General features: G+C 72.6%; 20 protein-coding genes and 1 other RNA gene. 11 read left to right on the top strand and 10 right to left on the bottom strand.

Annotation, left to right across the window (positions count from 1 at the left end; genetic code table 11):
* Positions 1–4: 4 nt before the first annotated feature.
* Positions 5–232, bottom strand: coding sequence for a hypothetical protein (locus tag P3T35_RS05005; protein WP_101380049.1), 228 nt, complete (start codon positions 230–232; stop codon positions 5–7).
* A gap of 93 nt (positions 233–325) precedes the next feature.
* Here P3T35_RS05005 and map point away from each other — a divergent pair, with 93 nt between their 5' ends.
* On the top strand, positions 326–1,174 hold the full coding sequence (gene map / locus P3T35_RS05000) for a type I methionyl aminopeptidase (protein ID WP_101380050.1): 849 nt from the start codon (positions 326–328) through the stop codon (positions 1,172–1,174).
* Positions 1,175–1,222: 48 nt separating this feature from the next.
* Here the strand turns inward: map and P3T35_RS04995 are convergent, their stop codons facing one another.
* A complete protein-coding gene (locus tag P3T35_RS04995) occupies positions 1,223–1,924 on the bottom strand; it encodes a bifunctional DNA primase/polymerase (protein ID WP_101380051.1) in 702 nt (233 codons plus the stop codon).
* Between the two features lie 322 nt (positions 1,925–2,246).
* Here P3T35_RS04995 and P3T35_RS04990 point away from each other — a divergent pair, with 322 nt between their 5' ends.
* On the top strand, positions 2,247–2,474 hold the full coding sequence (locus tag P3T35_RS04990; RefSeq protein WP_101380052.1) for a hypothetical protein: 228 nt from the start codon (positions 2,247–2,249) through the stop codon (positions 2,472–2,474).
* A gap of 22 nt (positions 2,475–2,496) precedes the next feature.
* Here P3T35_RS04990 and P3T35_RS04985 read toward each other — a convergent pair whose 3' ends face one another.
* Complete coding sequence (locus tag P3T35_RS04985) at positions 2,497–3,123, bottom strand: PadR family transcriptional regulator (protein WP_101380053.1); 627 nt, start codon at positions 3,121–3,123, stop codon at positions 2,497–2,499.
* 181 nt (positions 3,124–3,304) lie between these two features.
* On the opposite strand from P3T35_RS04985, the gene P3T35_RS04980 reads away from it, so the two are divergent.
* Positions 3,305–3,730 carry an ACT domain-containing protein gene (locus P3T35_RS04980; RefSeq protein WP_101380054.1) on the top strand — a complete coding sequence of 142 codons (426 nt, stop codon included), beginning with the start codon at positions 3,305–3,307 and terminating at the stop codon, positions 3,728–3,730.
* A gap of 19 nt (positions 3,731–3,749) precedes the next feature.
* Here the strand turns inward: P3T35_RS04980 and P3T35_RS04975 are convergent, their stop codons facing one another.
* Positions 3,750–5,213 carry a DUF2079 domain-containing protein gene (locus tag P3T35_RS04975; RefSeq protein ID WP_101380055.1) on the bottom strand — a complete coding sequence of 488 codons (1,464 nt, stop codon included), beginning with the start codon at positions 5,211–5,213 and terminating at the stop codon, positions 3,750–3,752.
* Between the two features lie 176 nt (positions 5,214–5,389).
* Between P3T35_RS04975 and hemC the strand changes: the two genes are divergently transcribed.
* A complete protein-coding gene (hemC, locus tag P3T35_RS04970) occupies positions 5,390–6,331 on the top strand; it encodes a hydroxymethylbilane synthase (protein ID WP_101380056.1) in 942 nt (313 codons plus the stop codon).
* Positions 6,332–6,377: 46 nt separating this feature from the next.
* Here hemC and P3T35_RS04965 read toward each other — a convergent pair whose 3' ends face one another.
* Positions 6,378–6,545, bottom strand: a complete 168-nt coding sequence (locus P3T35_RS04965) for a hypothetical protein (RefSeq protein ID WP_180356424.1) — start codon at positions 6,543–6,545, stop codon at positions 6,378–6,380.
* Positions 6,546–6,552: 7 nt separating this feature from the next.
* Here P3T35_RS04965 and P3T35_RS04960 point away from each other — a divergent pair, with 7 nt between their 5' ends.
* The 4 genes from P3T35_RS04960 to P3T35_RS04945 all read left to right on the top strand — a co-directional run bounded on the left by P3T35_RS04960 (position 6,553) and on the right by P3T35_RS04945 (position 10,251).
* The gene (locus P3T35_RS04960) at positions 6,553–6,699 is read left to right on the top strand and encodes a hypothetical protein (RefSeq protein WP_180356425.1); all 147 of its coding nucleotides are present in this window, start codon (positions 6,553–6,555) and stop codon (positions 6,697–6,699) included.
* A gap of 233 nt (positions 6,700–6,932) precedes the next feature.
* The gene (locus tag P3T35_RS04955; protein WP_101380057.1) at positions 6,933–7,205 is read left to right on the top strand and encodes a type II toxin-antitoxin system Phd/YefM family antitoxin; all 273 of its coding nucleotides are present in this window, start codon (positions 6,933–6,935) and stop codon (positions 7,203–7,205) included.
* Positions 7,202–7,462 (top strand): Txe/YoeB family addiction module toxin, encoded by a 261-nt coding sequence (locus P3T35_RS04950; RefSeq protein ID WP_101380058.1) that lies wholly within the window; start codon positions 7,202–7,204, stop codon positions 7,460–7,462. Before P3T35_RS04955 ends, P3T35_RS04950 begins: the two co-directional genes overlap by 4 nt.
* Before the next feature lie 605 nt (positions 7,463–8,067).
* Positions 8,068–10,251 carry an Ig-like domain repeat protein gene (locus P3T35_RS04945; RefSeq protein WP_143676791.1) on the top strand — a complete coding sequence of 728 codons (2,184 nt, stop codon included), beginning with the start codon at positions 8,068–8,070 and terminating at the stop codon, positions 10,249–10,251.
* A 543-nt stretch (positions 10,252–10,794) separates the two neighbouring features.
* Here P3T35_RS04945 and rnpB read toward each other — a convergent pair.
* Together rnpB and P3T35_RS04935 are read right to left on the bottom strand one after the other, a co-directional pair.
* An RNA gene (gene rnpB / locus P3T35_RS04940) (RNase P RNA component class A) lies at positions 10,795–11,190 on the bottom strand.
* A gap of 55 nt (positions 11,191–11,245) precedes the next feature.
* Positions 11,246–11,680 (bottom strand): SRPBCC family protein, encoded by a 435-nt coding sequence (locus P3T35_RS04935; RefSeq protein ID WP_101380060.1) that lies wholly within the window; start codon positions 11,678–11,680, stop codon positions 11,246–11,248.
* A gap of 117 nt (positions 11,681–11,797) precedes the next feature.
* On the opposite strand from P3T35_RS04935, the gene yaaA reads away from it, so the two are divergent.
* Positions 11,798–12,595 (top strand): peroxide stress protein YaaA, encoded by a 798-nt coding sequence (gene yaaA / locus P3T35_RS04930; protein ID WP_101380061.1) that lies wholly within the window; start codon positions 11,798–11,800, stop codon positions 12,593–12,595.
* Positions 12,596–12,632: 37 nt separating this feature from the next.
* Here yaaA and P3T35_RS04925 read toward each other — a convergent pair whose 3' ends face one another.
* The 3 genes from P3T35_RS04925 to P3T35_RS04915 are packed head-to-tail and all read right to left on the bottom strand — an operon-like array spanning position 12,633 to position 15,427.
* Positions 12,633–13,778: a bifunctional RNase H/acid phosphatase gene (locus P3T35_RS04925; protein ID WP_101380062.1), complete on the bottom strand. Its 1,146-nt coding sequence runs from the start codon at positions 13,776–13,778 to the stop codon at positions 12,633–12,635.
* A gap of 11 nt (positions 13,779–13,789) precedes the next feature.
* A complete protein-coding gene (locus tag P3T35_RS04920; protein ID WP_101380063.1) occupies positions 13,790–14,533 on the bottom strand; it encodes a C4-type zinc ribbon domain-containing protein in 744 nt (247 codons plus the stop codon).
* Between the two features lie 51 nt (positions 14,534–14,584).
* Positions 14,585–15,427: a Nif3-like dinuclear metal center hexameric protein gene (locus P3T35_RS04915; RefSeq protein WP_101380064.1), complete on the bottom strand. Its 843-nt coding sequence runs from the start codon at positions 15,425–15,427 to the stop codon at positions 14,585–14,587.
* A 467-nt stretch (positions 15,428–15,894) separates the two neighbouring features.
* Here P3T35_RS04915 and lanL point away from each other — a divergent pair, with 467 nt between their 5' ends.
* Both lanL and P3T35_RS04905 read left to right on the top strand, forming a co-directional pair.
* Positions 15,895–18,624 carry a class IV lanthionine synthetase LanL gene (lanL, locus tag P3T35_RS04910; RefSeq protein ID WP_101380065.1) on the top strand — a complete coding sequence of 910 codons (2,730 nt, stop codon included), beginning with the start codon at positions 15,895–15,897 and terminating at the stop codon, positions 18,622–18,624.
* Positions 18,621–20,636 carry an alpha/beta fold hydrolase gene (locus P3T35_RS04905; RefSeq protein ID WP_101380066.1) on the top strand — a complete coding sequence of 672 codons (2,016 nt, stop codon included), beginning with the start codon at positions 18,621–18,623 and terminating at the stop codon, positions 20,634–20,636. The genes lanL and P3T35_RS04905 overlap by 4 nt, the downstream gene beginning before the upstream one ends.
* Positions 20,637–20,693: the final 57 nt, after the last annotated feature.

Here is a 20,693-nt window from a genome sequence, read left to right as displayed (position 1 = left end):
GGCCTCAGCTCCGGTCGTCCTCGGGGCGGTCGTCGTTCCAGGCCGGGTCGGTGCGCCACTCGCGGTTGCGCTCGGCGGCGATCTCCAGCGCGTTCTGCGCCTCCTCGCGGGTGGCGTAGGGCCCCAGCCGGTCCTTGGCGGCGCACTCCGGCCCCTCTTCGACCTTCTGGTGCTTGAGGCAGTAGTACCACTCACCGGGCTTGCCGGTGGGCTGGTGGCGGAACAGGGGCATGGTGTCTCCTTCGTCGCTCTGGCTGGATCATGCCCGGCCACGCCTTCGCACACACAGCCGGGCCGGGCGGGCCCTGCGGGATAGACTCCGCCCATGGCTCACCTCGTTCCCGGCACCCAGTCCCCCGTCCGCAAGGTTCCGGCGCACATCGCCCGGCCGGAGTACGTGGGCAAGCCGATGCCGACCCCGTACACCGGTCCCGAGGTGCAGGACGCGGAGACCGTCGAGAAGATGCGGATCGCCGGCCGGATCGCGGCACAGGCGATGGCGGCGGCGGCCGAGCTGATCGCGCCCGGGGTGACCACCGACCAGCTGGACGCGGTGGCCCACGCGTACATGTGCGACCACGGCGCCTACCCGTCCGACCTGGGCTACCGCGGCTTCCCCAAGTCGATCTGCACCTCGATCAACGAGGTGATCTGCCACGGCATCCCGGACTCGACGGTGCTGCAGGACGGCGACATCGTCAACATCGACGCCACCGCGTACATCCACGGGGTGCACGGCGACCTGAACGCCACCTACCTGGTCGGCGACGTGGACGAGGAGTCCCGGCTGCTGGTCGAGCGGACCAGGGAGTCGCTCAACCGGGCGATCAAGGCGGTCAAGCCGGGTCGTCAGATCAATGTGATCGGCCGGGTGATCGAGTCCTACGCCAAGCGCTTCGACTACGGCGTGGTGCGGGACTTCACCGGGCACGGGATCAACACCTCGTTCCACTCCGGCCTGATCATCCCGCACTACGACAGCGACCGGGCCACCACGGTGATCAAGCCCGGCATGACCTTCACCATCGAGCCGATGCTCACCCTGGGCACCTACGACTACGAGGTCTGGCCGGACGGCTGGACCGTGGTCACCAAGGACCGCAAGCGCACCGCCCAGTTCGAGCACACCCTGCTGGTGACCGCCGACGGCGCGGAGATCCTGACGCTCCCCTGAGCGGCCCTTTGCCCCACCAGCCCTTTGACGCGGCGTCTTGACGCGGCGTCAGCCGATCAGCCACTGCTCCTCGGCGACCGCACCGACCTCGGTGCAGGCGTCGGTGAGCACGTCGAGCACCCGCAGCGGATCGGGCAGCGGGTGCTCGGGGCCGCGCACCCAGCGCACCTCGGTGCCGTCCGGCAGCGCGGCCGGGGGCAGCAGGGTGTAGGAGCCGCGGCAGTGCCAGCGCAGCCCCGGGTGCTCGGTCGGCGAGTCCGGGTGGCTGTCCAGCTCGGAGGACCAGAACTCGTCCTCGTCCTCGGGGGTGCCCCGGGTGGCGGTGAAGAACAGGTAGCGGTCCTCGCCGACGGCGGCGACCGGCACCTCGACCCCGAGCTTGGCGAGCCGCTCCAGCGCCAGCCGGCCGGCCTCGGCGGGCACGTCCAGCACGTCGTGCGCCCGGCCGGTGGCGGAGATGAAGTTGGCCTGCGGGTCGCGGGAGAGCCAGCGGTTCAGCTGCTCGGTGTCGGTGGTCGCCTGGGACTGCCAGGCGAACGAGAGCGGATGCCGGGCCGGCGCCGGACAGCCGACCCGGTCACAGGAGCAGCGGTGGCCGGCCGGATGCGCCGCCGGCGCCAGCGGGAAGCCGGCCCGCACCGAGGAGAGCAGCTCTTCCAGTCGGGCCTGCGGAGTGGCCGGGCGGCCCGCGGTCGGCCCAGGGTTCCGATCACGCCGCAACCACGCCGTCCACCTGCTGCTGGCTACCATCAGGCCCCTTCCGCACAGCTGTCACCGGTGCGCCACAGCGTTCTACGCACCTACCGACGCAACACCGGGCGCGGTCCGCAGCTTCCCGGTCAGGCCCGGGGCCGTCCACCGGGCGGCCGCGCCGGGGTTCACCGGACGTGGGGTGCTGCCGTGGAGGGGGTGCGCTCGGGGCCCGCTGACCGGGCTCTGGTCCCGGAGGCGTATTGAGCAGGATAAGGGAGCGGCGGGGCTGCTCTGACCCGGGGGTGTCGGCCCGCGGGTTTGGAGCGGCCCCCACCAGGTGCGAAGCTGGACGGATCAGCACGTGGGAAGGGCACTGGTCATGCGGAGCGAGGACACCGAGTTCGTCGGCGGACCGTTGGACGGCCGGGTACTGCCGATCATGGTGAGCCTGTTCAACGGGGTGCCCAAGGTCTACCGGGTGCCGGTGCCGGCCCATGGTGACGAGCCGGCCCGGACCCTGCTGTACGACCGGGCCAAGGTGTACAACGCCAAGGGGCGGATGCGCTGGCGGTACGAGTACCGGGCGCCCGAGGACGTCGTCCAGTAACCCTCCTCCCCCGCCCGCGGACTCACGCCTCCTCGGCCTCGGCCAGGATCAGGTAGAGCTTCTTGCGGGCCTCCACCAGCACCGCCAGCCCCTTGGTGCGCTGCTCCTCGGTGCCGGTGGTCATCACCTGGCGGATCGCGTGGTCCAGTGAGGCCATGGTCTGCCCCACCTCCTGCACCGCTGCCCAGTCGATGCCGCGCCCGGCCTCCTGCCAGGGCTCGGCCGAACCGCCCTCGGCCTCGGCGCGACCGGTCTCGGTGAGCGTGAACAGCCGCTTGCCACTGGACTCCTGAGCCTCGATCAGGCCCTCCTCCTCCAGCAGCTGCAGGGTCGGGTAGACCGATCCCGGGCTGGGCCGCCAGGCGCCACCGGTCCGCTCGCCGATCTCGGTGATCATCTCGTAGCCGTGCATCGGACGCTCCTTCAGCAGCGCCAGCAGCGAGGCCCGGACGTCGCCGCGCCGCGCCCGCCCGTGCCGGCCGCGCCCGCGGCCGCCGCGGTGCGGTCCGAAGCCCCCGAACGGGCCACCGCCGAACGGGCCGCCCGGCGGCATCGGCGGCCCGAAGGCGCCGCGCCCCTCGCCGTACTCACCCAGCGGTTCGCCGAACCGGGCCCGGTAGCCGCGCCTGCCATGTCGTTCTGCGCGCATGATGCGCACCTCCTTGGTTGCCTTTCGTTGTCGTACGCGCCCGTTGTCGGTATGACTGTCGCGTACTGTCTCGATGGCTCAACGATATATCGGTGACTGTCGACTGGCAACGATATATCGGAAAGAACTTCCAGCGGCGGGTTCCCGGATCCGGGCAGGCCGGGCCGCTACCGTGGCAGGCATGGCCGGCGAGAGAGATCTTCATGAGCTGCTCAGGCAGCTGCGCCCCGAGGTCGCCCCGGGGCGGTATGTCTTCTGCAGCTTCCCCGGGCGGGTGCCGGCCGGGCTGCGTCCGGTGGTGACCGTCGCGGAGCCGGAGGGCATCACGGCGGTGGTCGAACAGCAGGAGGCCGAGGCACTCGGGCTCGACTACGCCTATCCGGCGGTCTGGATCACGCTGCGCAGCCTCCCCCAGCCTTCGGCCGGGGGGACCCCCATGGTGCGGGACGAGACCGGGATGGCGATCGCCACCGCGGTCGCCGGCCGGCTGGCCGAGCACGGGATCAGCTGCAACGTGGTGGCCGGCTTCCACCACGACCACCTGTTCGTGGCCGCCGACCACGCCGAGCGTGCGGTGCGGGTGCTGGAGCGGCTCGCCGCCGGCTGACGGCGAGCGCGGTCGCACCTCACTGGCGCCGCAGCACCGTCACCTGGTCGCGGTTGAACACCACCGTGAACCGGGCCCCCGGGTGGAACGCGGCGCCGTAGGCGGGCAGATCGGTCGGGGGGTTGTTCCAGCCCTCCGTGTCGAGCACCAGGTACTGCGGCGGGTTCGGCTTGCAGCCACCGACCCAGTAGGCGTCGTCGGCGGCGGCCAGCCGGGAGAGCGGCCCCATGGTGGACTCCACCGTGACGCCGCGCGGCACCAGCGCCAGCGCGTCCCGCAGCGCCGCCGCGTGCTGCCCGCCGCTCCAGGTGCCCGGGTCGGCCAACCCGCCGACGCCGACCGGCAGGCTCACCGTGCAGGCCGCGCCGATCGCCAGGGCGCCGGGCACCATGCCCTCCGCGAAGCCCCGCAGCACCGACCCCGCATTGCCGGCCCGCAGCCGGGCGATCGCGTCCACCAGGGCCAGGAAGAGGATCGGCATCAGGGTCGCGTTGTAGTGCCAGTCCTGCCCCCAGAACATCGAGTTCGAGGAGGCGAAGCGCCAGGCCAGGGTGGGCAGGGCGAGCAGCACCAGCGGCGAGCGCAGCGCCAGGAACCCGACGATGCCCAGCAGCCAGCCGCAGGTCTTCCAGACCGTCAGCCGGGTGAACGGCGCGATCGCCAGCTGCCACAGCTGCGGATGGGTGCCGCCGGGCAGCTTGGCCCAGTAGTCGTACTGGTGCTGGGGGTTGAAGTGCGGGATCAGCACGCCGACGGTGAGTGCCGCGAACCCCAGGCCGAACAGCACCAGCCCGGCCGCGGTGGACCGGCGCCGGGCCGTCACCAGCAGCACCACGCCGACCGCCGCCACGGTCAGCCCCATGTCCTCCTTGACCAGCACCAGCGGCATGGCCCACCAGGCCGCCCGGTCCCACCGCTTGAACAGCAGCTGGCGGCAGACCACGGCGAGCAGCGGGACGGCGAAGGCGATCTCGTGGAACTCGAAGTCGATCGCCCGTTGCAGCCCCCAGGACAGGCCGTAGGCGGCACCGATCAGCAGGCCCTTGCTGCGACTGCCGAGGACCCGCTCGGTGGTGTCCGAGACCACCCCGATCGACCAGGCGAACAGTGCGGCCTGGGCGGCCAGCAGCATCACCGGCGACGGCCACACCCACCAGACCGGGGCCAGCAGCGCGACGATCGGGGACCAGTGGTCGCCGAGCGCGTTGTAGCCCGGGCCCTTGATCGACAGGGTCGGCGCGCCGAAGTGCGCATAGCCCTTGACCGCCTCGGTGAAGATCCCGAGATCCCAGGAGGGCGCCGCGAACCGCTGGTAGCGCAGCAGCTCCACCAGCCCGTACCCGAGCAGGAAGAGCACGGCCAGCGCCAGGTGCGGCCCGGCCTCCCGCAGCCGGCCCTGGCGGGCCGCCTGGGCCGCCCGCCCGGTACGGCCCCAGACGGGCACCCGCTGGGACGGGATCGCGGACTCGCGGGTCTCGGCCATCCGGGCAGGGCCCCTTCCGCTCTCGTGCTGTGCTCGTGCTGTGCTCGTACTGTTCCGCGGTGTTCTCGCCGACCGGTGTGCGAAGGGTGCAGGCTACCGCGTGCCCGCCCGAGCGGCACAGTGGCGGCGGCGGTGTTCCGCCGCTCGCGAGGGCCCGGACCCCCTATCGTGGTGCCATGACGCTGCCTGTGCCCGCCGTGCTGCGGATCGTCTCCCGCTCGTCCCCGATGGCCATGGCCCAAGTCGCCCGGGTCCAGGCCGAACTGACGGCCCTGCACCAGGGAATCCACACCGAGGTGGTGCCGGTCACCACCTCCGGGGACCGCTGGACCGGGGCGCTCTCGGCACTCGGCGGCAAGGGCGCGTTCACCAAGGAGGTGGACGCCGCGCTCCTGGCCGGCGAGGCGGACTTGGCCGTGCACTGCGTCAAGGACGTCCCCGCCGACCGTCCGCTGCCGGCCGGCACCGTGTTCGCCGCCTTCCTGCGCCGCGACGACGTGCGGGACGCCCTGGTGCACCCCGGCGGCCTGACCCTCGATCAGCTGCCGCCCGGCTCCCGGATCGGCACCTCCTCGGTCCGCCGGATCGCCCAACTCGCCGTCACCCACCCGCAGCTGATCTGCGTGCCGATGCGCGGCAACGCCAACCGGCGGCTGGAGAAGCTGGCCGCCGGCGAGGCCGACGCGCTGCTGCTCGCCGCCTCCGGCCTGGCCCGGATCGGCGCCGAGCACCGGATCAGCGAGATCCTGCCGGTGGAGCTGATGTGCCCGCCGATCGGTGCCGGGGTGCTCGCCATCCAGTGCCGGGAGGACGACGCGGCCACCATCGCGGCGGTCAGCGGGCTCGGCGACGAGGACGCCTGGCGGGAGACCACCGCCGAGCGGATGTTCCTGCACGTGCTGCAGGGGCACTGCAACAGCCCGATCGCCGGCTTCGCCCGGGCCGAACGGGACGGGCGGCTCTCGCTGCGCGGCCGGGTCTTCTCACCGGACGGCAAGACCGTGCTGGACGCCCATGAGTGGGCCGGTCCGCTGGACCCGGCGACCCTGGGTACCTCGGTCGCGGTGGCGCTGCTGCGGCAGGGCGCGCGCGAGGTGATCGACGCCATCCCGCACTGACGCTCCGCCTGCCGGCTCCTGGCTCCGAGCGCCTGGCGCCCCGGGGTCACTCGCCCTCGCGGCGGTTCTCCTCACGGGCCTCCGCCACGCCCGCCTCGTGGCCGGCCTGGTAGACCCGGCGGACGAAGTCGGCGGCCTGCTCCTGCGTCAGATCGCTGGTCAGCGTCATCAACTCGTCGGTGAAGCGGATCAGCCAGTGCTGTCGGTGTGCCATGGGTCCCATGACACACCGTCAGCCCGGCGCCCGCCCGCTGGAGCGGGCATCCGGGGCGGCGCCGAGCCGGGAGCCCGGGCAGTTCTCGCCCGTCTTGACGCCCCGCGGCGCGACCAAGGTGCACCCCGAGCCGTTGTCGCCTCCGGTCTCGTAGGTTCGTTGGTTTCCAGCCGTGCTCCTCGGCATGCTGGCGGTGCCCAGAGCAGCAACGGAGACGGCACCATGACCACCGCCGCGCACCCGCCGACCGACGAGCCGCTGATCCCGATGCCGGCGTTGGCGCTGCCTGCGCTCCGATCGCCGCGAGGAGTGGAGCGAGTGGTGTCTGGTACCAGGAACTCGTACCATTCCAGTACAGAAATTTGGACTCACGCGGAGGGTACTCCGATGGCCATCAGCGCGAGCGACGCACGCAAGCAGCTCTTCCCGTTGATCAAAAAGGTCAACGATGACCACACCCCGATACGGATCACCTCCAAGAGCGGGGACGCAGTCCTCATGTCCGCCGAGGACTACGACTCGTGGCAGGAGACGATCTATCTCCTGCGCTCCCCCGCCAATGCCCAGCGGCTCATGGAGGCCGCCGCCCGGGACAGGGTCGGCCACCCCGGCGCCACCAAGACCATGGAGGAGCTGGAAGCCCTGGCCGGTGAGGTGTGAGGAGCATCCACGTCGATCCGGACGCCTGGGAGGACTTCCTGTTCTGGCTCGGTTCGAAGCGGAAGATGGCTCAGCGGATCACCCGCCTGATCGGCGAGATCCAGCGCGACCCGTTCAACGGGATCGGAAAGCCCGAGCCGCTGAAGGGCGACCTGGCCGGCTACTGGTCACGCCGGATCGATGACGAACACCGCCTGGTGTACCGAGCCGACGAGAAGGAGGTGAAGATCCTCAAGGCTCGCTACCACTATCAGTAAGAGTGGCGCACCAGCTCCACGAAGGCTCTCGCCAAGCTGAACGGCGACTGTGCTTCTCGATCTACCGCACTACGCCTCAGCAGGTCACAGGCGTGGATGACGAATCAAGGAGCAGCAGTACCACCGCGCGCAGCATGGGCGTCGCGCGGCGGTACTGGCGGGCCCGCGCTGTCGGCGGACCTGTCGCACATCGCGACGGAGGAACGAACTGTTGGCCAGGTAGTCCCCATGGGCCGCCCGGAGCCTAGTGCGTGCCCCGGACAGTCCGTGCCCGGGCCGACTCAAAGGCCGGCCCGGGCACGGGAATTCAAACGATCAGACCACCACCTGGGTGTCGACGGGCGAGGTGGAGCCGTTGAACTTCGTACTTCCGCCGTAGACGCCGGTCAGCAGGTGGCTGCCGACGCTGAGGGGAGAGGTGGTGAGTGACTACTCATCAACTGGTTGGGCTGGTTGCTCCGTACGGGTGACTTACGTGCCTACCGCCTGTTCCGGTTACAGGGGATGGTGCATTACTTCTGCTATTGGACCCGGTGGGCTGCCCATCCCTTCCCGGGGGACGGGCTGTCGCCTGTTCTGGCTGCGACGGCCAGTGGCGGCACCAGATGGGCGCCCCCTGGAAGGTTGCGAGACGCTCTCGTTGGCACCGTTGCTATTACCTGACGGTTCATCAGTTCGTCTTTCCAGGCACCTCACCTCACGATCAAACCGGATCAAAGGGGTGTGTCATGGCCAACGCATTTCAGGCGAAGTGGCGTCAACTGTTGGGCATCGCAGGGCCCAAGGGTGGACCGCTGGACCCGACCGTGCCAGTGGGCAACTTTCCGACGGGAGAGGCCATCACTCCCGACGGCCTGCACGTGTACGTCGCCAATGAGGGCAGCAACACGGTCAGCGTCATCAGCACCGCCACCAACACCGTCACCGCCACCATCCCGATGGGGACCGCACCGTTCGAGGTGGCTGCCGCGCCGGACGGTCTGCGTGTCTATGTCACCAACGAGGGCGACAACACGGTCAGCGTCATCAGCACCGCCACCAACACCGTCACCGCCACCATCCCCGTCGGGACCACACCGTTCGGGGTCGCCACCACACCCGACGGCCTACACGCGTACGTCGCCAACAGCGGCGACAACACCATCAGCGTCATCGACACCACCACCAACACCGCCACCACCACCATCCCCGTCGGGACCACACCGTTCGGGGTCGCCACCACACCCGACGGCCTACACGCGTACGTCGCCAACAGCGGCGACAACACCATCAGCGTCATCGACACCACCACCAACACCGCCACCACCACCATCCCCGTCGGGACCACACCGTTCGGGGTCGCCACCACACCCGACGGCCTACACGCGTACGTCGCCAACAACAGTGACAACACCATCAGCGTCATCGACACCACCACCAACACCGCCACCACCACCATCCCCGTGGGAGCCGCGCCGACCAGCCTCGCGATCAGCCCCGACGGCCTGCACGCCTACGTCACCAACAACGGCGACAACACCATCAGCGTCATCGACACCACCACCAACACCGTCCCCAGCACCGTCCCCGTGGGAACCGGGCCATTCGATGTGGCAATCACCCCCGACGGCCTGCACGCCTACGTCACCAACAACAGTGACAACACCGTCAGTGTGATCGACACCGCCACCTTCACGACTACCACCGCCCTGAGCTCGGCGCCCGATCCGTCGGTGTTCGGCCAGGCGAAGTTTCTCACCGCCACCGTCACCTCCGAGGACGGCTCTCCGACGGGGGCGGTGTCGTTCTTCGACGGCGCGACCCTGCTGGGTACCGGCATGCTCGCCGGAGGCGTGGCCTTGTGCACCACCTCCGCCCTCAGCGTGGGCAGCCACTCGCTGACCGCCGTCTACAACGGGACCGGCAGCTTCAACGGGTCGACGTCGCCCGTGGACACCCAGACGGTCGGGAAAGCCGGCACCGCGACCGCCCTGTCATCGGCGCCCGATCCGTCGGTATCGGGTCAGGCGAAGGTTCTGACCGCGATTGTCACCGTGGTGGCCCCTGGAGCGGGCACACCGACAGGAACGGTGTCGTTCTTCAACGGCGCGACCCTGCTGGACACCGGCGCCCTCGCCGCCGGCGTCGCCAGCTTCACCACCTCCGCACTCAGCGACGGCAGCCACCCACTGACCGCCGTCTACAGCGGGGACGGCGACTTCAACGGGTCGACGTCGCCCGTGGACACCCAGACCGTCGGGAAAGCCGACACCGCGACCGCCCTGAGCTCGGCGCCCGATCCGTCGGCATCGGGTCAGGCGAAGGTTCTGACGGCGACTGTCACCGTGGTGGCCCCTGGAGCGGGCACACCGACAGGAACGGTGTCGTTCTTCAACGGCGCGACCCTGCTGGGCACCAGCGCCCTCGCCGAAGGCGTGGCCACGTTCGGTACCACCACGCTGAGTGTGGGCAGCCACTCACTGACCGCCGTCTACAGCGGGGACGCCGACTTCAACGGGTCGACGTCGCCCGTGGACACCCAGACCGTCACTGGCCACTCCGCCCCGTCGCTGCACGTCGTTGCTCCGGACATCGGCCTCGCCAGCGGCGGCGGCACCGTCCTGCTCATCGGCGCGAACCTCAACGGTGTCGTCGCGGTCACATTCGGCGGCACTCCGGCCACCATCGTCTCGCAGGACCTGGGGATGTTCGTACTGGTCCTGACGCCCGCCCATGCCGCCGGCACGGTGCCGATCGTCGTCCACACCTCGTCCGGCCCCAGCAACCCGGTGAACTACACCTATATCTGAGGCGCACCACGGTCGCTCGTACTGCAGCGGCAGATCCTGATGAGGTGATCGGGTTGGATCGCGCGGGCGGAGGTTGAACGGTCGTCGCCCCGGAGGCGCTGGGCCAAGAATCGCTCCCCTACTTGTCGCCATCCAGGAGCTGATGCCCTGGGTTCGCCAATGGGAGGCGCTGACAGAGCCACGCCCGGACCTCGTTCACGCCGAGACGTACCAAGGCAACCTCGATGACGTGTTCACCCGCTTCGGGGCTCAGCACCCACGACTTGATCTCGTGGCGGCCGCGGAAAGCCATTTCGAAGAGGAACTAACGGATGATGGCGCAGCGCTTGTCGGCAACGGGTGCAACGGCTACCTGGAGAGCAGCTTCCTGCCCGGCCGCACCTTCACCGGCCCTCAATCGGTGGGACTTTTCAGGGACTTTCAGCGCTGTCCGAGGGACGTTCGAGGGACTTTCGGCCGCGTAACACGGCAGCCCCCGAAAGATCGGAAAGGGCCTCCGACGCAGGTCAGAGGCCCTTTCCCGGGCAAAGCCCCAGCTAGGGGCGGACGAGTCGGCCTGTACGCCGGGTTCTGTCTCCCGGGGTGCTTGCGCGGCCCGGGGAGGCGGTCATCCATCTAGGGCTGCCGTTGCCGACAGCCTCGTGCGGTCTACCCGCGGGCTCGGGCGAGCAGCCCTCGAACACCCGCGCACGGGACCCGAGGGTCCCGATCTTGACCTTGCTCCGAGTGGGGTTTACCGAGCCGGCCGAGTCACCTCGGTCGCTGGTGGTCTCTTACACCACCGTTTCACCCTTACCTACCGAGGTAGGCGGTCTGTTTTCTGTGGCACTGTCCCGCGGGTCACCCCGGGTGGGCGTTACCCACCACCCTGCTCTGTGGAGCCCGGACGTTCCTCGGCGGGCCCCGTGAGGGACCCGTCGCGACCGCCCGGCCGGCTCGTCCGCCGTACTGGTCATCGTAGCCGGTCGTGACCGGTCCCCCGGACCGAGGGCGGTCACCAGGCGGCGGGCGTCGTCTCGCACTGGGTCTTGAGGCCGAGCGCCTCCAGGGCGAGGTACCGGCGGATCAGCCGGCCGTAGAGCAGGCGGCCCAGCAGGGCCAGCGGGCCGGTCAGGCGCAGGTCCAGGGTGACCCGGGTGCCGGTCGGGGTGGCCTGCAGCCGGTGGCCGGCCTCGGTCGTCACTCCCGGGGCACGGGTGTGCCAGACGAACGAGCGCTCCGGCTCGTACGCGGTGACCTGCCAGTGCGCGCCGCGCAGCCGGGGCTGCTTGATCCACACCCGGGAGCCGACGCCGAACGGGCGCTCGGGGTCCGGGCGGCGGATCAGCTCGACGGACGGCGTCCAGGTGTGCCAGTGCTGCACATCGGTGAGCACGGCCCAGACTGCCGCGGGCTCGGCTTCGATCTCGACCTGTTCTCGGTGGAACATCGCGTGCCACCCCCTCCTCACCCATGGTAGGGAGATTGCCCATGGTAGGGAGGGTGACGGCGGGCGGGTAGATTGCTGCGGAAGGTTCTTGAGGAGTATCGAGGAGAAGTCACGCGCATGCCGTTCCTGGTCCTGCTGCCGCCGTCCGAGGGCAAGGCCGAGGCGCCCGAGGGGGCGCCCCTGAACCTGGCCGAGCTGTCGCTGCCGGGGCTGGCCGAGGCCCGCGAGCGGGTGCTGTCGGCGCTGGTGGAGCTCTGTCGCGGGGACGAGGACGACGCCGCCTCGGTGCTCGGGCTGAGCAAGGGCCTGCGCGGCGAGGTGGCCCGCAACGCGGGGCTGCGCACCGCCGGCACGCTGCCGGCCGGCGAGCTCTACACCGGAGTGCTGTACGACGCGCTGGCCCTCGGCAAGTTGGACGAGGCCGCCTACGGGCGGGCCGAGCGCTCGCTGCTGGTGTTCTCCGGGCTGTGGGGCGCGGTGCGGATCGGCGACCGGATCCCCGCCTACCGCTGCTCTGGCGGGGTCAAGCTGCCGCCGCTCGGGGCGCTGGGCGCTTACTGGCGGCGGGAGTTGGCCGAGGTGCTGCCGCGCGAGGCGGCGGCCGACTCGCTGGTGCTGGACCTGCGCAGCTCGGCGTACGCGGCGTCCTGGAAGCCGGCCGGCGAGGTGGCGGCGCGGACCGCGACGGTGCGGGTGCTGCACGAGAAGGACGGCAAGCGCTCGGTGGTCAGCCACTTCAACAAGGCCACCAAGGGGCGGCTGGTCCGCGACCTGCTGAACTCCGGTGCCGAACCGGCCACTCCGGGCGAGCTGTTCGAGGTGCTGGGCGGGCTCGGCTACACCGTTGAGCTGGCCGCCGAGGGCACCGCCCGCAAGCCGTGGCAGCTGGACGTGGTGGTCACCGGCCTGCACTGAGCGCAGGGTCACTGCAGCTCAGTGACCAAGCGCTCAGTCAGCGCAGGTGCCCCGTGTCGTTCAGCAGCCGCAGCGAGGCGTTCCCGTCGCCGTAGTACTGCACCGCGCAGATCGAGGCCGCCGACAGCTCCATCCGGTAGATCGCGTCCGGCGGCGCGCCGAGGGCCAGCCGGACCAGCGTCTTGATCGGGCTGACGTGCGAGACCACCAGCACGGTCTTGCCGGCGTAGCGGGCCAGGATCTTGTCCCGGGCCACCGAGACCCGCTGGGTCAGCGAGGCGAAGCTCTCGCTGCTGCCGGTGGGCCTGGCCTTGGTGGAGGCCAGCCAGGCGTCCAGGTCCGCCGGGTGGCGCTCCTGCACCTCGGCGAAGGTGAGCCCCTCCCAGGCGCCGAAGTCCAGCTCACGCAGCCCCTCCTCGACCCGGACCTCCAGGCCGAGCCGGACCGCCACCGCCTCCGCGGTCTGCCGGGTGCGCAGCATCGGCGAGCAGACCACGGCCTGCACGGTGCCGCGCCCGGCCAGCGCCTCGGCGGCCCGCTCGGCCTGCCAGCGGCCCCTGGCGGAGAGCTCCGGGTCGCTGCCGGTGGAGCCGGAGAACCGCTTCTGCGGGGTGAGCGCCGTCTCGCCGTGGCGCAGCAGCACCAAGGTGGTGGTGATGCCCAGGTCGGCGCCCCAGCCGGCCTTGGGGGCGGCGGGCTCCGGCAGCGGCTCCGGGTCGGTCGCGAGCACCGGGGCGGCGGGCCGGACCTTGGGCTCCCACTGCTTGCCGGCCTTGCCCGCGTCCATCGCCTCGTTGGCCAGCCGGTCGGCGTCCTTGTTGCGTTCGCGCGGGATCCACTCGTAGCCGACCCGGCCGCGCGGGAAGACCTCGCGGGCCTCGGCGGCCAGCGGCTGCATGTCCGGGTGCTTGATCTTCCAGCGCCCGGACATCTGCTCGACCACCAGCTTGGAGTCCATCCGGACGTCCACCCGGGCCTCGGGGTCAAGCTCACGGGCGGCGCGCAGGCCGGCGATCAGGCCCCGGTACTCGGCCACGTTGTTGGTCGCGGTACCGATGTACTCGGCGGCCTCGACCAGGATCCGGCCGGTGTCGCCGTCCCGGACCACCGCGCCGTAGCCGGCCGGGCCCGGGTTGCCCCGGGAGCCGCCGTCCGCCTCGACGATGAACCTGCGCTCCGCCATCAGAGCTGCCCTCAGATGCCCGAGTCGGAGGTGCGGACCAGGATCCGGCCGCAGTTCTCGCAGCGGACCACGGCGTCGGCCGGCTCGGCCTTGATCGCGTTGAGGTCGGCGTGGGCGAACTCCACCCGGCAGCCCTCGCAGCGGCGCTGGAAGAGCCGGGCCGCGCCGACCCCGCCCTGCTGCTCGCGCAGCCGGGTGTAGAGCTTGAGCAGGTCCGCCGGGATGACCGCGGCGACGGCCTCGCGGTCACGGGCGACCTTGGCCACCTCGGCGTCGATCTCGGCGAGGGCCGCGTCCCGGCGCCCGGTGGCCTCCTTGAGCACCACCTCGGCGTGCTCCAGCCGGCCGGTCAGCTCGGTCACCCGGGTCTGGGCGGTCTCCAGGCGCTCCATCACCTCCAGCACGACGTCCTCCAGATCGCCCTGGCGCTTGGCCAGCGAGGCGTTCTCGTGCTGCAGGTTCTCCAGGTCCTTGGCGGAGCCGACCGCGCCGGAGTCCATCCGCTGCTGGTTGCGGGCGGCCCGGGTGCGGACCTGCTCCACGTCCTGCTCGGCCTTGGCCAGCTCGCGGGTGGTGTCGCCGTGCTGGGCCTCGGCGGCGACCACCAGGTCCTTGAGCGCGGTGTGGTCGGCGGTGGCCTTGTCGATCTGGGCGTGCTCGGGCAGGCTGCGGCGCCGGTGGGCCAGCTGGTCCAGCTTGGAGTCGATGGCCTGCAGGTCGAGAAGGCGGATCTGGTCGGCGGGCGCGGCGTTCACGCGGGGAGCTCCTGGGGGAATGGGGTCGAGCGGTCGGGTGGGTGGTGCGCCTTAGGAGGACGCGGGGTGCGGCATCGGCGCGTGCGCCGTCCACGGGTCGGTGACCAGCGTGGAGACCCGGGTCTCCAGCGTCCAGCCGTGCTTCTCGGCGACGCCGCCGAGTTCGCGGGCGGCCTGCTTCAGCCAGGGCCACTCGGTGGCCCAGTGGGCGGCGTCGACCAGGGCGATCGGGGCCGCCTCGGAGGCCTCGGAGGCCGGGTGGTGGCGCAGGTCGGCGGTGACATAGGCGTCCACGCCGGCGGCCCGGACCTCGGCGAAGAAGCTGTCGCCGGAGCCGCCGCTGACCGCGACCCGACGGATCGTCAGGCCGGGGTCGCCGGCCACCCGGATCCCGGTGGCGGTGGCGGGCAGTCCGGCCGCCACCCGGTCGGCGAAGGCGCCCAGCGGCAGCGGCTCGGGCAGCTCGCAGATCCGCCCGGTGCCGCGCCGCCCGGCCGGGTCGGTCGGGTCCGGCACCAGCGGGCCGAGCACCCGCACGCCGATCGCCTCGGCCAGCGCGTCGGAGACCCCGGGGTCGGCGTGGTCGGCGTTGGTGTGGGCGACGTGCAGGGCGATGCCGGCCCGGATCAGCGAGTGCACCACCCGGCCCTTGAAGGAGGTGGCGGCCACGCTGGTGGTGCCGCGCAGATAGAGGGGGTGGTGGGTGACGACCAGGTCGGCACCCCAGGCGGCGGCCTCTTCGGCCACCGCCGGCACCGGGTCGACCGCGAAGAGCACCCGGCGCACCTCGGCGTCCGGATCGCCGCAGACCAGTCCGACGGCATCCCAGGACTCCGCCCACCGGGGCGGGTACAGCTCTTCCAGTGCGGTGATGACCTCGGACAGTTTCGGCACCCGTTGAGACTACCGCCTGCCTGGGCCGGAGCGGGCCGGACGGGTGCTCGTCAACCCGCGTGCGAGGGCGCTCCGAGGCCCGCCGGCCCTCTGCCGCGCCGCGCTCGCCCGGGAGTGCGGGGGCGAATGAGGCATGATCGGCGGCCCGCATGACGGCGAAAACGAATCCAGATCACCCTTACGAGTGAAGTGACCCGCTTGGCGTTGAGCACCCCTCGCACTGAAAGTAACTTCTCTGGTGCGCCGGGAAGTTACTCGGGCCGGGGGGCTGAGAAAGAGCCGCGAAGCCGCAGTCGACATTCGACGCGGGTAGCGGCGGCAGGTGACTTCCCGCACTTCCGAAGGCCTCCGGGGGATTCCCGGGCCGGCCTTGCGGACATCGAATCCGGACCGTCGAGCCAGAACAGGGGTGTGAAAGCAGCATGGGGACGGGCACACCATTGCGCTCGGTCGGGGGGGCGGAGTCGGTGGACGACGCGTGGCGGACCGGGGCGCTCGCGGACGACACGCTGGTGGAGGTGGCGCGGGCGGCCGTGACCGGTGCCGCGGCACCGGGCGGCGCCGAGGTCGCGGGCGGCTGGGGGGCCGCCTGCGACGGCTTCTGGTGCACGGTCCGGCCGCCCGAGGGCGTGCCGGCGCCGCCCGCCCAGGGGTGGAAGATCCATGTCAGTGCGGCCGGCACGGTGGCCACCGAGGTGCTCTCGGCGGTGGCCGGGGCGATCGCCGAGGATCCGTGCACCTTCAAGTTCGCGGCCGACCGGGAAAAGCTGCACCAGATCAATTCCCGGAACAGCGAGCGCGGTTCGGCCGGAAAGTTCATCACCGTCTATCCGGCGGACGAGGTGCAGTTCCTGCGGCTCGCCGAGGAATTGCACCGGGCCACCGAGGGAATGCCGGGGCCGGTGGTGCTGTCGGATCGCCCTTTCGCGCCCGACAGTCTGGTGCACTACCGGTACGGCGCGTTTTCCCGGCGGGCCGAACTCGGTAATGACGGCGCTTATCGATCGATGTTGCACGGACCTGACGATGAACGGTTCGAAGATGTTCGTATGGCCGGCTACCGCTGCCCGCCCTGGGTGGTCGACCCGGTACGGGGAGCGGAGGCGGCGGTGGCGAGCGGCGCACGGCGCGGCGGTGGCGGGGTGCTGGTCGGCGGGCGGTTCGCGCTCACCGCGGCGCTGCGGCACTCCGCGAAGGGCGGGGTGTTCCTGGGCACCGACACCACCGACGGCACCCCCGTGGTGGTCAAGCAGGCCCGCGCCCACATCGAGGTGGACCGCTCCGGCACCGAGGCCCGCAGCGCGCTGCGCCACGAGGCCCGGATGCTCGCCGAGTTGGCCGACCTCGGGCTGACCGCCCGACCACTGGAGCTGATCGAGCAGCAGGACTCGCTGCTGCTGGTGCAGGAGCACATCGCGGGCCAGGCGCTGGGCAGTTGGGTGGCGGCCCGGCTGACCAGGGACGGCGCGCCGGACGTGCCGTGGGACCAGGCGCAGCCGATGGCGCTGGCCCTGGTCGACCTGCTGGCGCGGGTGCACGCGGCCGGCGTGGTGCTGCGCGACCTGGCACCCGGCAACGTCCTGGTCCGCACCGATGGGTCGCTGTGCCTGGTGGACCTCGAACTCGCCTGCGCCGTCGGCACCTTGGCCGGCACCGCGGGCACCCCCGGCTACCGCGCCCCGGAGCAGCGCGGGTCGGCCGCGGTGGCCGACCCGCAGGCCGACCTGTTCGCGCTCGGCGGGCTGTTCTTCCTGCTGGCCACCGGGCACGACCCGCTGCTCCCCGAGCAGCCCGCCCCCGGCCGTCCGCTCCCGCAGCGCCTCGACCGATGGCTGGCACTGGCCGCCCGCACCGGCGCCACCGCGCGCCGACTGGCCCCGCTGGTCCGCGAGTTGCGCGCCGAGCGGCCCGAGCAGCGCGCCCCCCTCGCCGAGGTCCGCCGACTGCTCGGCGCCCCGGCCGCTCCCCCGCCCGTCCCCGCGCCGCAGCCGTTCGACCGGCTGGTCCGGGACGGGCTGCGCCGGCTGGCCGAGACCGCCACCCCGCACCGTCCCGACCGGCTCTGGCCGACCGTGCCGAACGGGCAGCGCACCGACCCGTGCAATGTGCAGCACGGCGCGGCCGGCGTGCTCGCCGTGCTGGCCCGCGGGCTGGCCGTCCATCCGGCCGCGGCGCCGACGATCCGCCAGGCCGCCCGCTGGATCGAGCGGCGCTGCGCCGCCGAACCCGTGGTGCTGCCCGGCCTGCACTTCGGCCGCTCCGGGGTCGCCTGGGCGCTGCTGGACGCCGCCGAGGCGCTGGGCGACGAGGCCGCCGCCGAGCGGGCCCGGCGCCTCGCCGAGCCGATCCCGCACCGGTGGCCCAACCCGGACGTCTGCCACGGCGCCGCCGGGGCCGGCTTCCTGCGGCTGCGGCTCGGCGACCACCAAGCCGCGCTGGACGCTGCCCGGGGGCTGCTCGCGGCCGCCGTGGCGGAGCCGTACGGCACGGTCTGGCCGGTGCCGAAGACCTTCGACTCCAGCCTGGTCGGCATCACCCACCTCGGGTACGGGCACGGCGTGGCCGGCGTCGGCGCCTTCCTGCTGGCGGTGCACCGGGCCACCGGCGACGCCGCCGCCCTGGCCGGCGCCGAACGGGCCGTCCGGACGCTGACCGCCACCGCCCGCACCGCCGCCGGTGCCCGCTACGACGGCCAGGGCGCCGCCTGGTGGCCGCAGAGCGCCGGCGACCCGGCGACCGTCCGGCTGGCGCACTGGTGCAACGGCTCCTCGGGGGTGGGCAGCTTCCTGCTCCGCTACTGGCAGGCCACCGGCGACACCGGCGCGGGTGAACTGGCCCTGGCCGCCGGCCAGGCGGTGCTGGACAACCGCTGGCACTGCGGCACCAGCGCCTGCCACGGCCTGGCCGGGGACGGCGAGTACCTGCTCGACCTGGCCGAGGCCACCGGCGAGGCGCGCTTTACGGACGGCGCCCGGGAGTTCGCCGAGCTGCTCGGCGCCCGCGCGGTGCTGCACGACGGCCTGCTGGTGCTGCCCGACGAAACCGGCACCGGCTGCGCGGCCGGCTACGGCACCGGGACGGCCGGACCGCTCGCCTTCCTGCTGCGCCTGCTGCACGGCGGGCCGCGGCTCTGGGTCGACCCGGTCGCCGCCACCGCCGTCCGGCAGCCCACCGCCCGTCAGGAGCCGACCGCATGAACACCGCGATACGTGCCACCACTCCCGCACTGCGCCGGCTCAGCTTCGCCTTCGCCGCGGACGGCTCGCACGCCGCCTGCCTGGCCGCCGGCCCCGACGGCGGCTGGTACGCCGAGAGCTGGCGGCTCGCCCCGGGCGCCCTGGCCGAGCCCGTTCCGCTGCCGCTGCCCGGCGGCCGCTTCGAGAGCCTGCGCACCCAGCTGGTCCCGCTGCCCGACGGCCGGCTGCTGGCCTGCCGGCACGACGGCGAACGCCACGACCTGGTGCTGCTCGCGCCGGGCCCGGCCGGTGCCGCGGCCGCGGAGCAGCCGGTGGCCACGCTGCGGATGCCCGGGCTGCGGCTGGTGGCGCTCCCAGTGGACCCGGCCGCGTCCTCCCCATCCGACGCACCGGTAGCCGTGGCGCTCGGCACCGACACCACCCCGACCACCCACGCCTGGCTGGTCTTCGCCGACGGGCGCCCGCCCCGCCAGGTCGCCGAGTTCGCCGGGCTGCACGGCGGCGGCGTCTGGCTGGACCGCACCGGGCGGCTGCTGGCGCTGGACCGGGTGCGCGCGGGCGTGGTCAAGTCCGTGGTGCTCGACCTGCGGCTGGGCACCGTGACGCCGCTGCTGGAGATCTCCGAGCGGAGCAACGACCGGCTGGTGCTCTTCGACCCCGACACCTCGTTCCTGCTGCTGCGCAGCGACGCGCCCGGCGCGGACCGGCTCGGCTGGGGCGTGCTGGGCAGTTCGGCCCCCGTGCGGTTCCCCGAGTGCCTGCACGTACCCGGACTGTTCCTGCGTCCCGTGGTGCTCGAACCCGGCGCCCGCGCGCCGGAGCAGACCCGGGTGGCGATCCAGGTCGACCACGGCGTCTCGTCGGCCCTCGCGCTGTGGCGGCCGGGCGGCGGACGGCTGGAGCCGCTCGCGGTGCCGCCCGGCCGGCTGGGCGCGGTCGGCCACTGGTCGGCGGCGGGCCTGCGGATGCCGTACTCCGCGCCGGACCGCCCGGCGGCGCTGGCCACCCTGCGGGTCGACCGGTTGCGCAGCCCGGGGGCCGGGGTGGCCGCCGCGGGGCCGCTGCCGCTCGCCCTGGCCCCGCTGTCCGGGCCGCGGCTGCTGCCCAACCCGGCCGCCGCCGTACCCGGCACCGGGCTGGTCCCGGCCCAGGTCACCGGCGCCCCATCGACTCCGGTGCTCGGCTGGCGGCTGGACGGCAGCTCGGCGCCCGCCGAGGGCGGCCGCTGGCACAGCGCACAGGCGCTGGAACTCGCCGGACCGCTCGGCCCGATCGAGGCGGTGGTCTACGGCGGCGAGGCCTGGCTGAGCAGCCCGCAGCTGGTGCTCGCGCTACACGGCGGTCCGGCCGACGCCTGGCGCCTGGAGTTCGACCCGATGCTGCAGCGGATGGCCGCCGAGGGCCTGGCGGTGCTCGCGCCCAACCAGCGCGGCAGCACCGGCTACGGCACCGAGCACGCGATGGCGATCCGCGGCGCCTGGGGTGGGCCCGACCTGGCCGACGTGCTCGGCCTGCTGGAGGGACTGGCCGGGCAGCGGGCCGCGATCGGGTTGGAGCCACCCGCCCTGTTCGGGGTCAGCTACGGCGCCTTCCTGGCGCTGCTGACCGCCGCCCACGCCCCGGCGGACCGGGTGGCGCGGTGCGCCGTGGTCGCGCCGTTCCTGTCCGGTGCCCGCCTGCTGGCCGAGGCCACACCACCGGTGCGGGCGCTCACCAGGCGGCTGGGCGGCGGCGAACCGGTCGACGACGAGCTCGGCCCGCGTGACGTGCTGGCGCTCGCCGACCGCCTCACCGCGCCGCTGCTGATCGTGCACGGCGACCGCGACGAGGCCGTCCCGGTCGGCCAGTCCCGGGCGCTGCGCCACGAGTTGCTGCGCCTGGGCCGTGCGGAGGGCAGCGACTTCCGCTACGTGGAGGCCGCCGGGGCCGGGCACGAGGTGCTCGCCGAGGAGGGCTCCGCCGTCCTGCACGAGCTGCTGGCCGGCTTCCTGCGGACCGGGCGCACCGGCTGACGAAACGTCACATCACAGACTTCCCCGCTTCGCGATCGCGACGCGACCCGGGGGGAC

The organism is Kitasatospora sp. GP30 (genome assembly GCF_029892145.1).
GTDB classification, from domain to species: domain Bacteria; phylum Actinomycetota; class Actinomycetes; order Streptomycetales; family Streptomycetaceae; genus Kitasatospora; species Kitasatospora acidiphila.
This window is presented reverse-complemented; position numbering and strand designations above follow the sequence as displayed.

Excerpts from the sequence above, each read along its gene's own strand:
- P3T35_RS05005 (WP_101380049.1), bottom strand. The coding sequence starts at position 232 with ATGCCCCTGTTCCGCCACCAGCCCACCGGCAAGCCCGGTGAGTGGTAC.
- P3T35_RS04960 (WP_180356425.1), top strand. The coding sequence starts at position 6,553 with ATGACACACCGTCAGCCCGGCGCCCGCCCGCTGGAGCGGGCATCCGGG.
- yaaA (WP_101380061.1), top strand. The coding sequence starts at position 11,798 with ATGCCGTTCCTGGTCCTGCTGCCGCCGTCCGAGGGCAAGGCCGAGGCG.
- P3T35_RS04925 (WP_101380062.1), bottom strand. The coding sequence starts at position 13,778 with ATGGCGGAGCGCAGGTTCATCGTCGAGGCGGACGGCGGCTCCCGGGGC.
- P3T35_RS04935 (WP_101380060.1), bottom strand. The coding sequence starts at position 11,680 with ATGTTCCACCGAGAACAGGTCGAGATCGAAGCCGAGCCCGCGGCAGTC.
- P3T35_RS04990 (WP_101380052.1), top strand. The coding sequence starts at position 2,247 with ATGCGGAGCGAGGACACCGAGTTCGTCGGCGGACCGTTGGACGGCCGG.
- P3T35_RS04975 (WP_101380055.1), bottom strand. The coding sequence starts at position 5,213 with ATGGCCGAGACCCGCGAGTCCGCGATCCCGTCCCAGCGGGTGCCCGTC.
- hemC (WP_101380056.1), top strand. The coding sequence starts at position 5,390 with ATGACGCTGCCTGTGCCCGCCGTGCTGCGGATCGTCTCCCGCTCGTCC.
- P3T35_RS04965 (WP_180356424.1), bottom strand. The coding sequence starts at position 6,545 with ATGGCACACCGACAGCACTGGCTGATCCGCTTCACCGACGAGTTGATG.
- P3T35_RS04985 (WP_101380053.1), bottom strand. The coding sequence starts at position 3,123 with ATGCGCGCAGAACGACATGGCAGGCGCGGCTACCGGGCCCGGTTCGGC.
- P3T35_RS04945 (WP_143676791.1), top strand. The coding sequence starts at position 8,068 with ATGGGCGCCCCCTGGAAGGTTGCGAGACGCTCTCGTTGGCACCGTTGC.
- P3T35_RS04905 (WP_101380066.1), top strand. The coding sequence starts at position 18,621 with ATGAACACCGCGATACGTGCCACCACTCCCGCACTGCGCCGGCTCAGC.
- P3T35_RS04995 (WP_101380051.1), bottom strand. The coding sequence starts at position 1,924 with ATGGTAGCCAGCAGCAGGTGGACGGCGTGGTTGCGGCGTGATCGGAAC.
- P3T35_RS04980 (WP_101380054.1), top strand. The coding sequence starts at position 3,305 with ATGGCCGGCGAGAGAGATCTTCATGAGCTGCTCAGGCAGCTGCGCCCC.
- map (WP_101380050.1), top strand. The coding sequence starts at position 326 with ATGGCTCACCTCGTTCCCGGCACCCAGTCCCCCGTCCGCAAGGTTCCG.
- P3T35_RS04955 (WP_101380057.1), top strand. The coding sequence starts at position 6,933 with ATGGCCATCAGCGCGAGCGACGCACGCAAGCAGCTCTTCCCGTTGATC.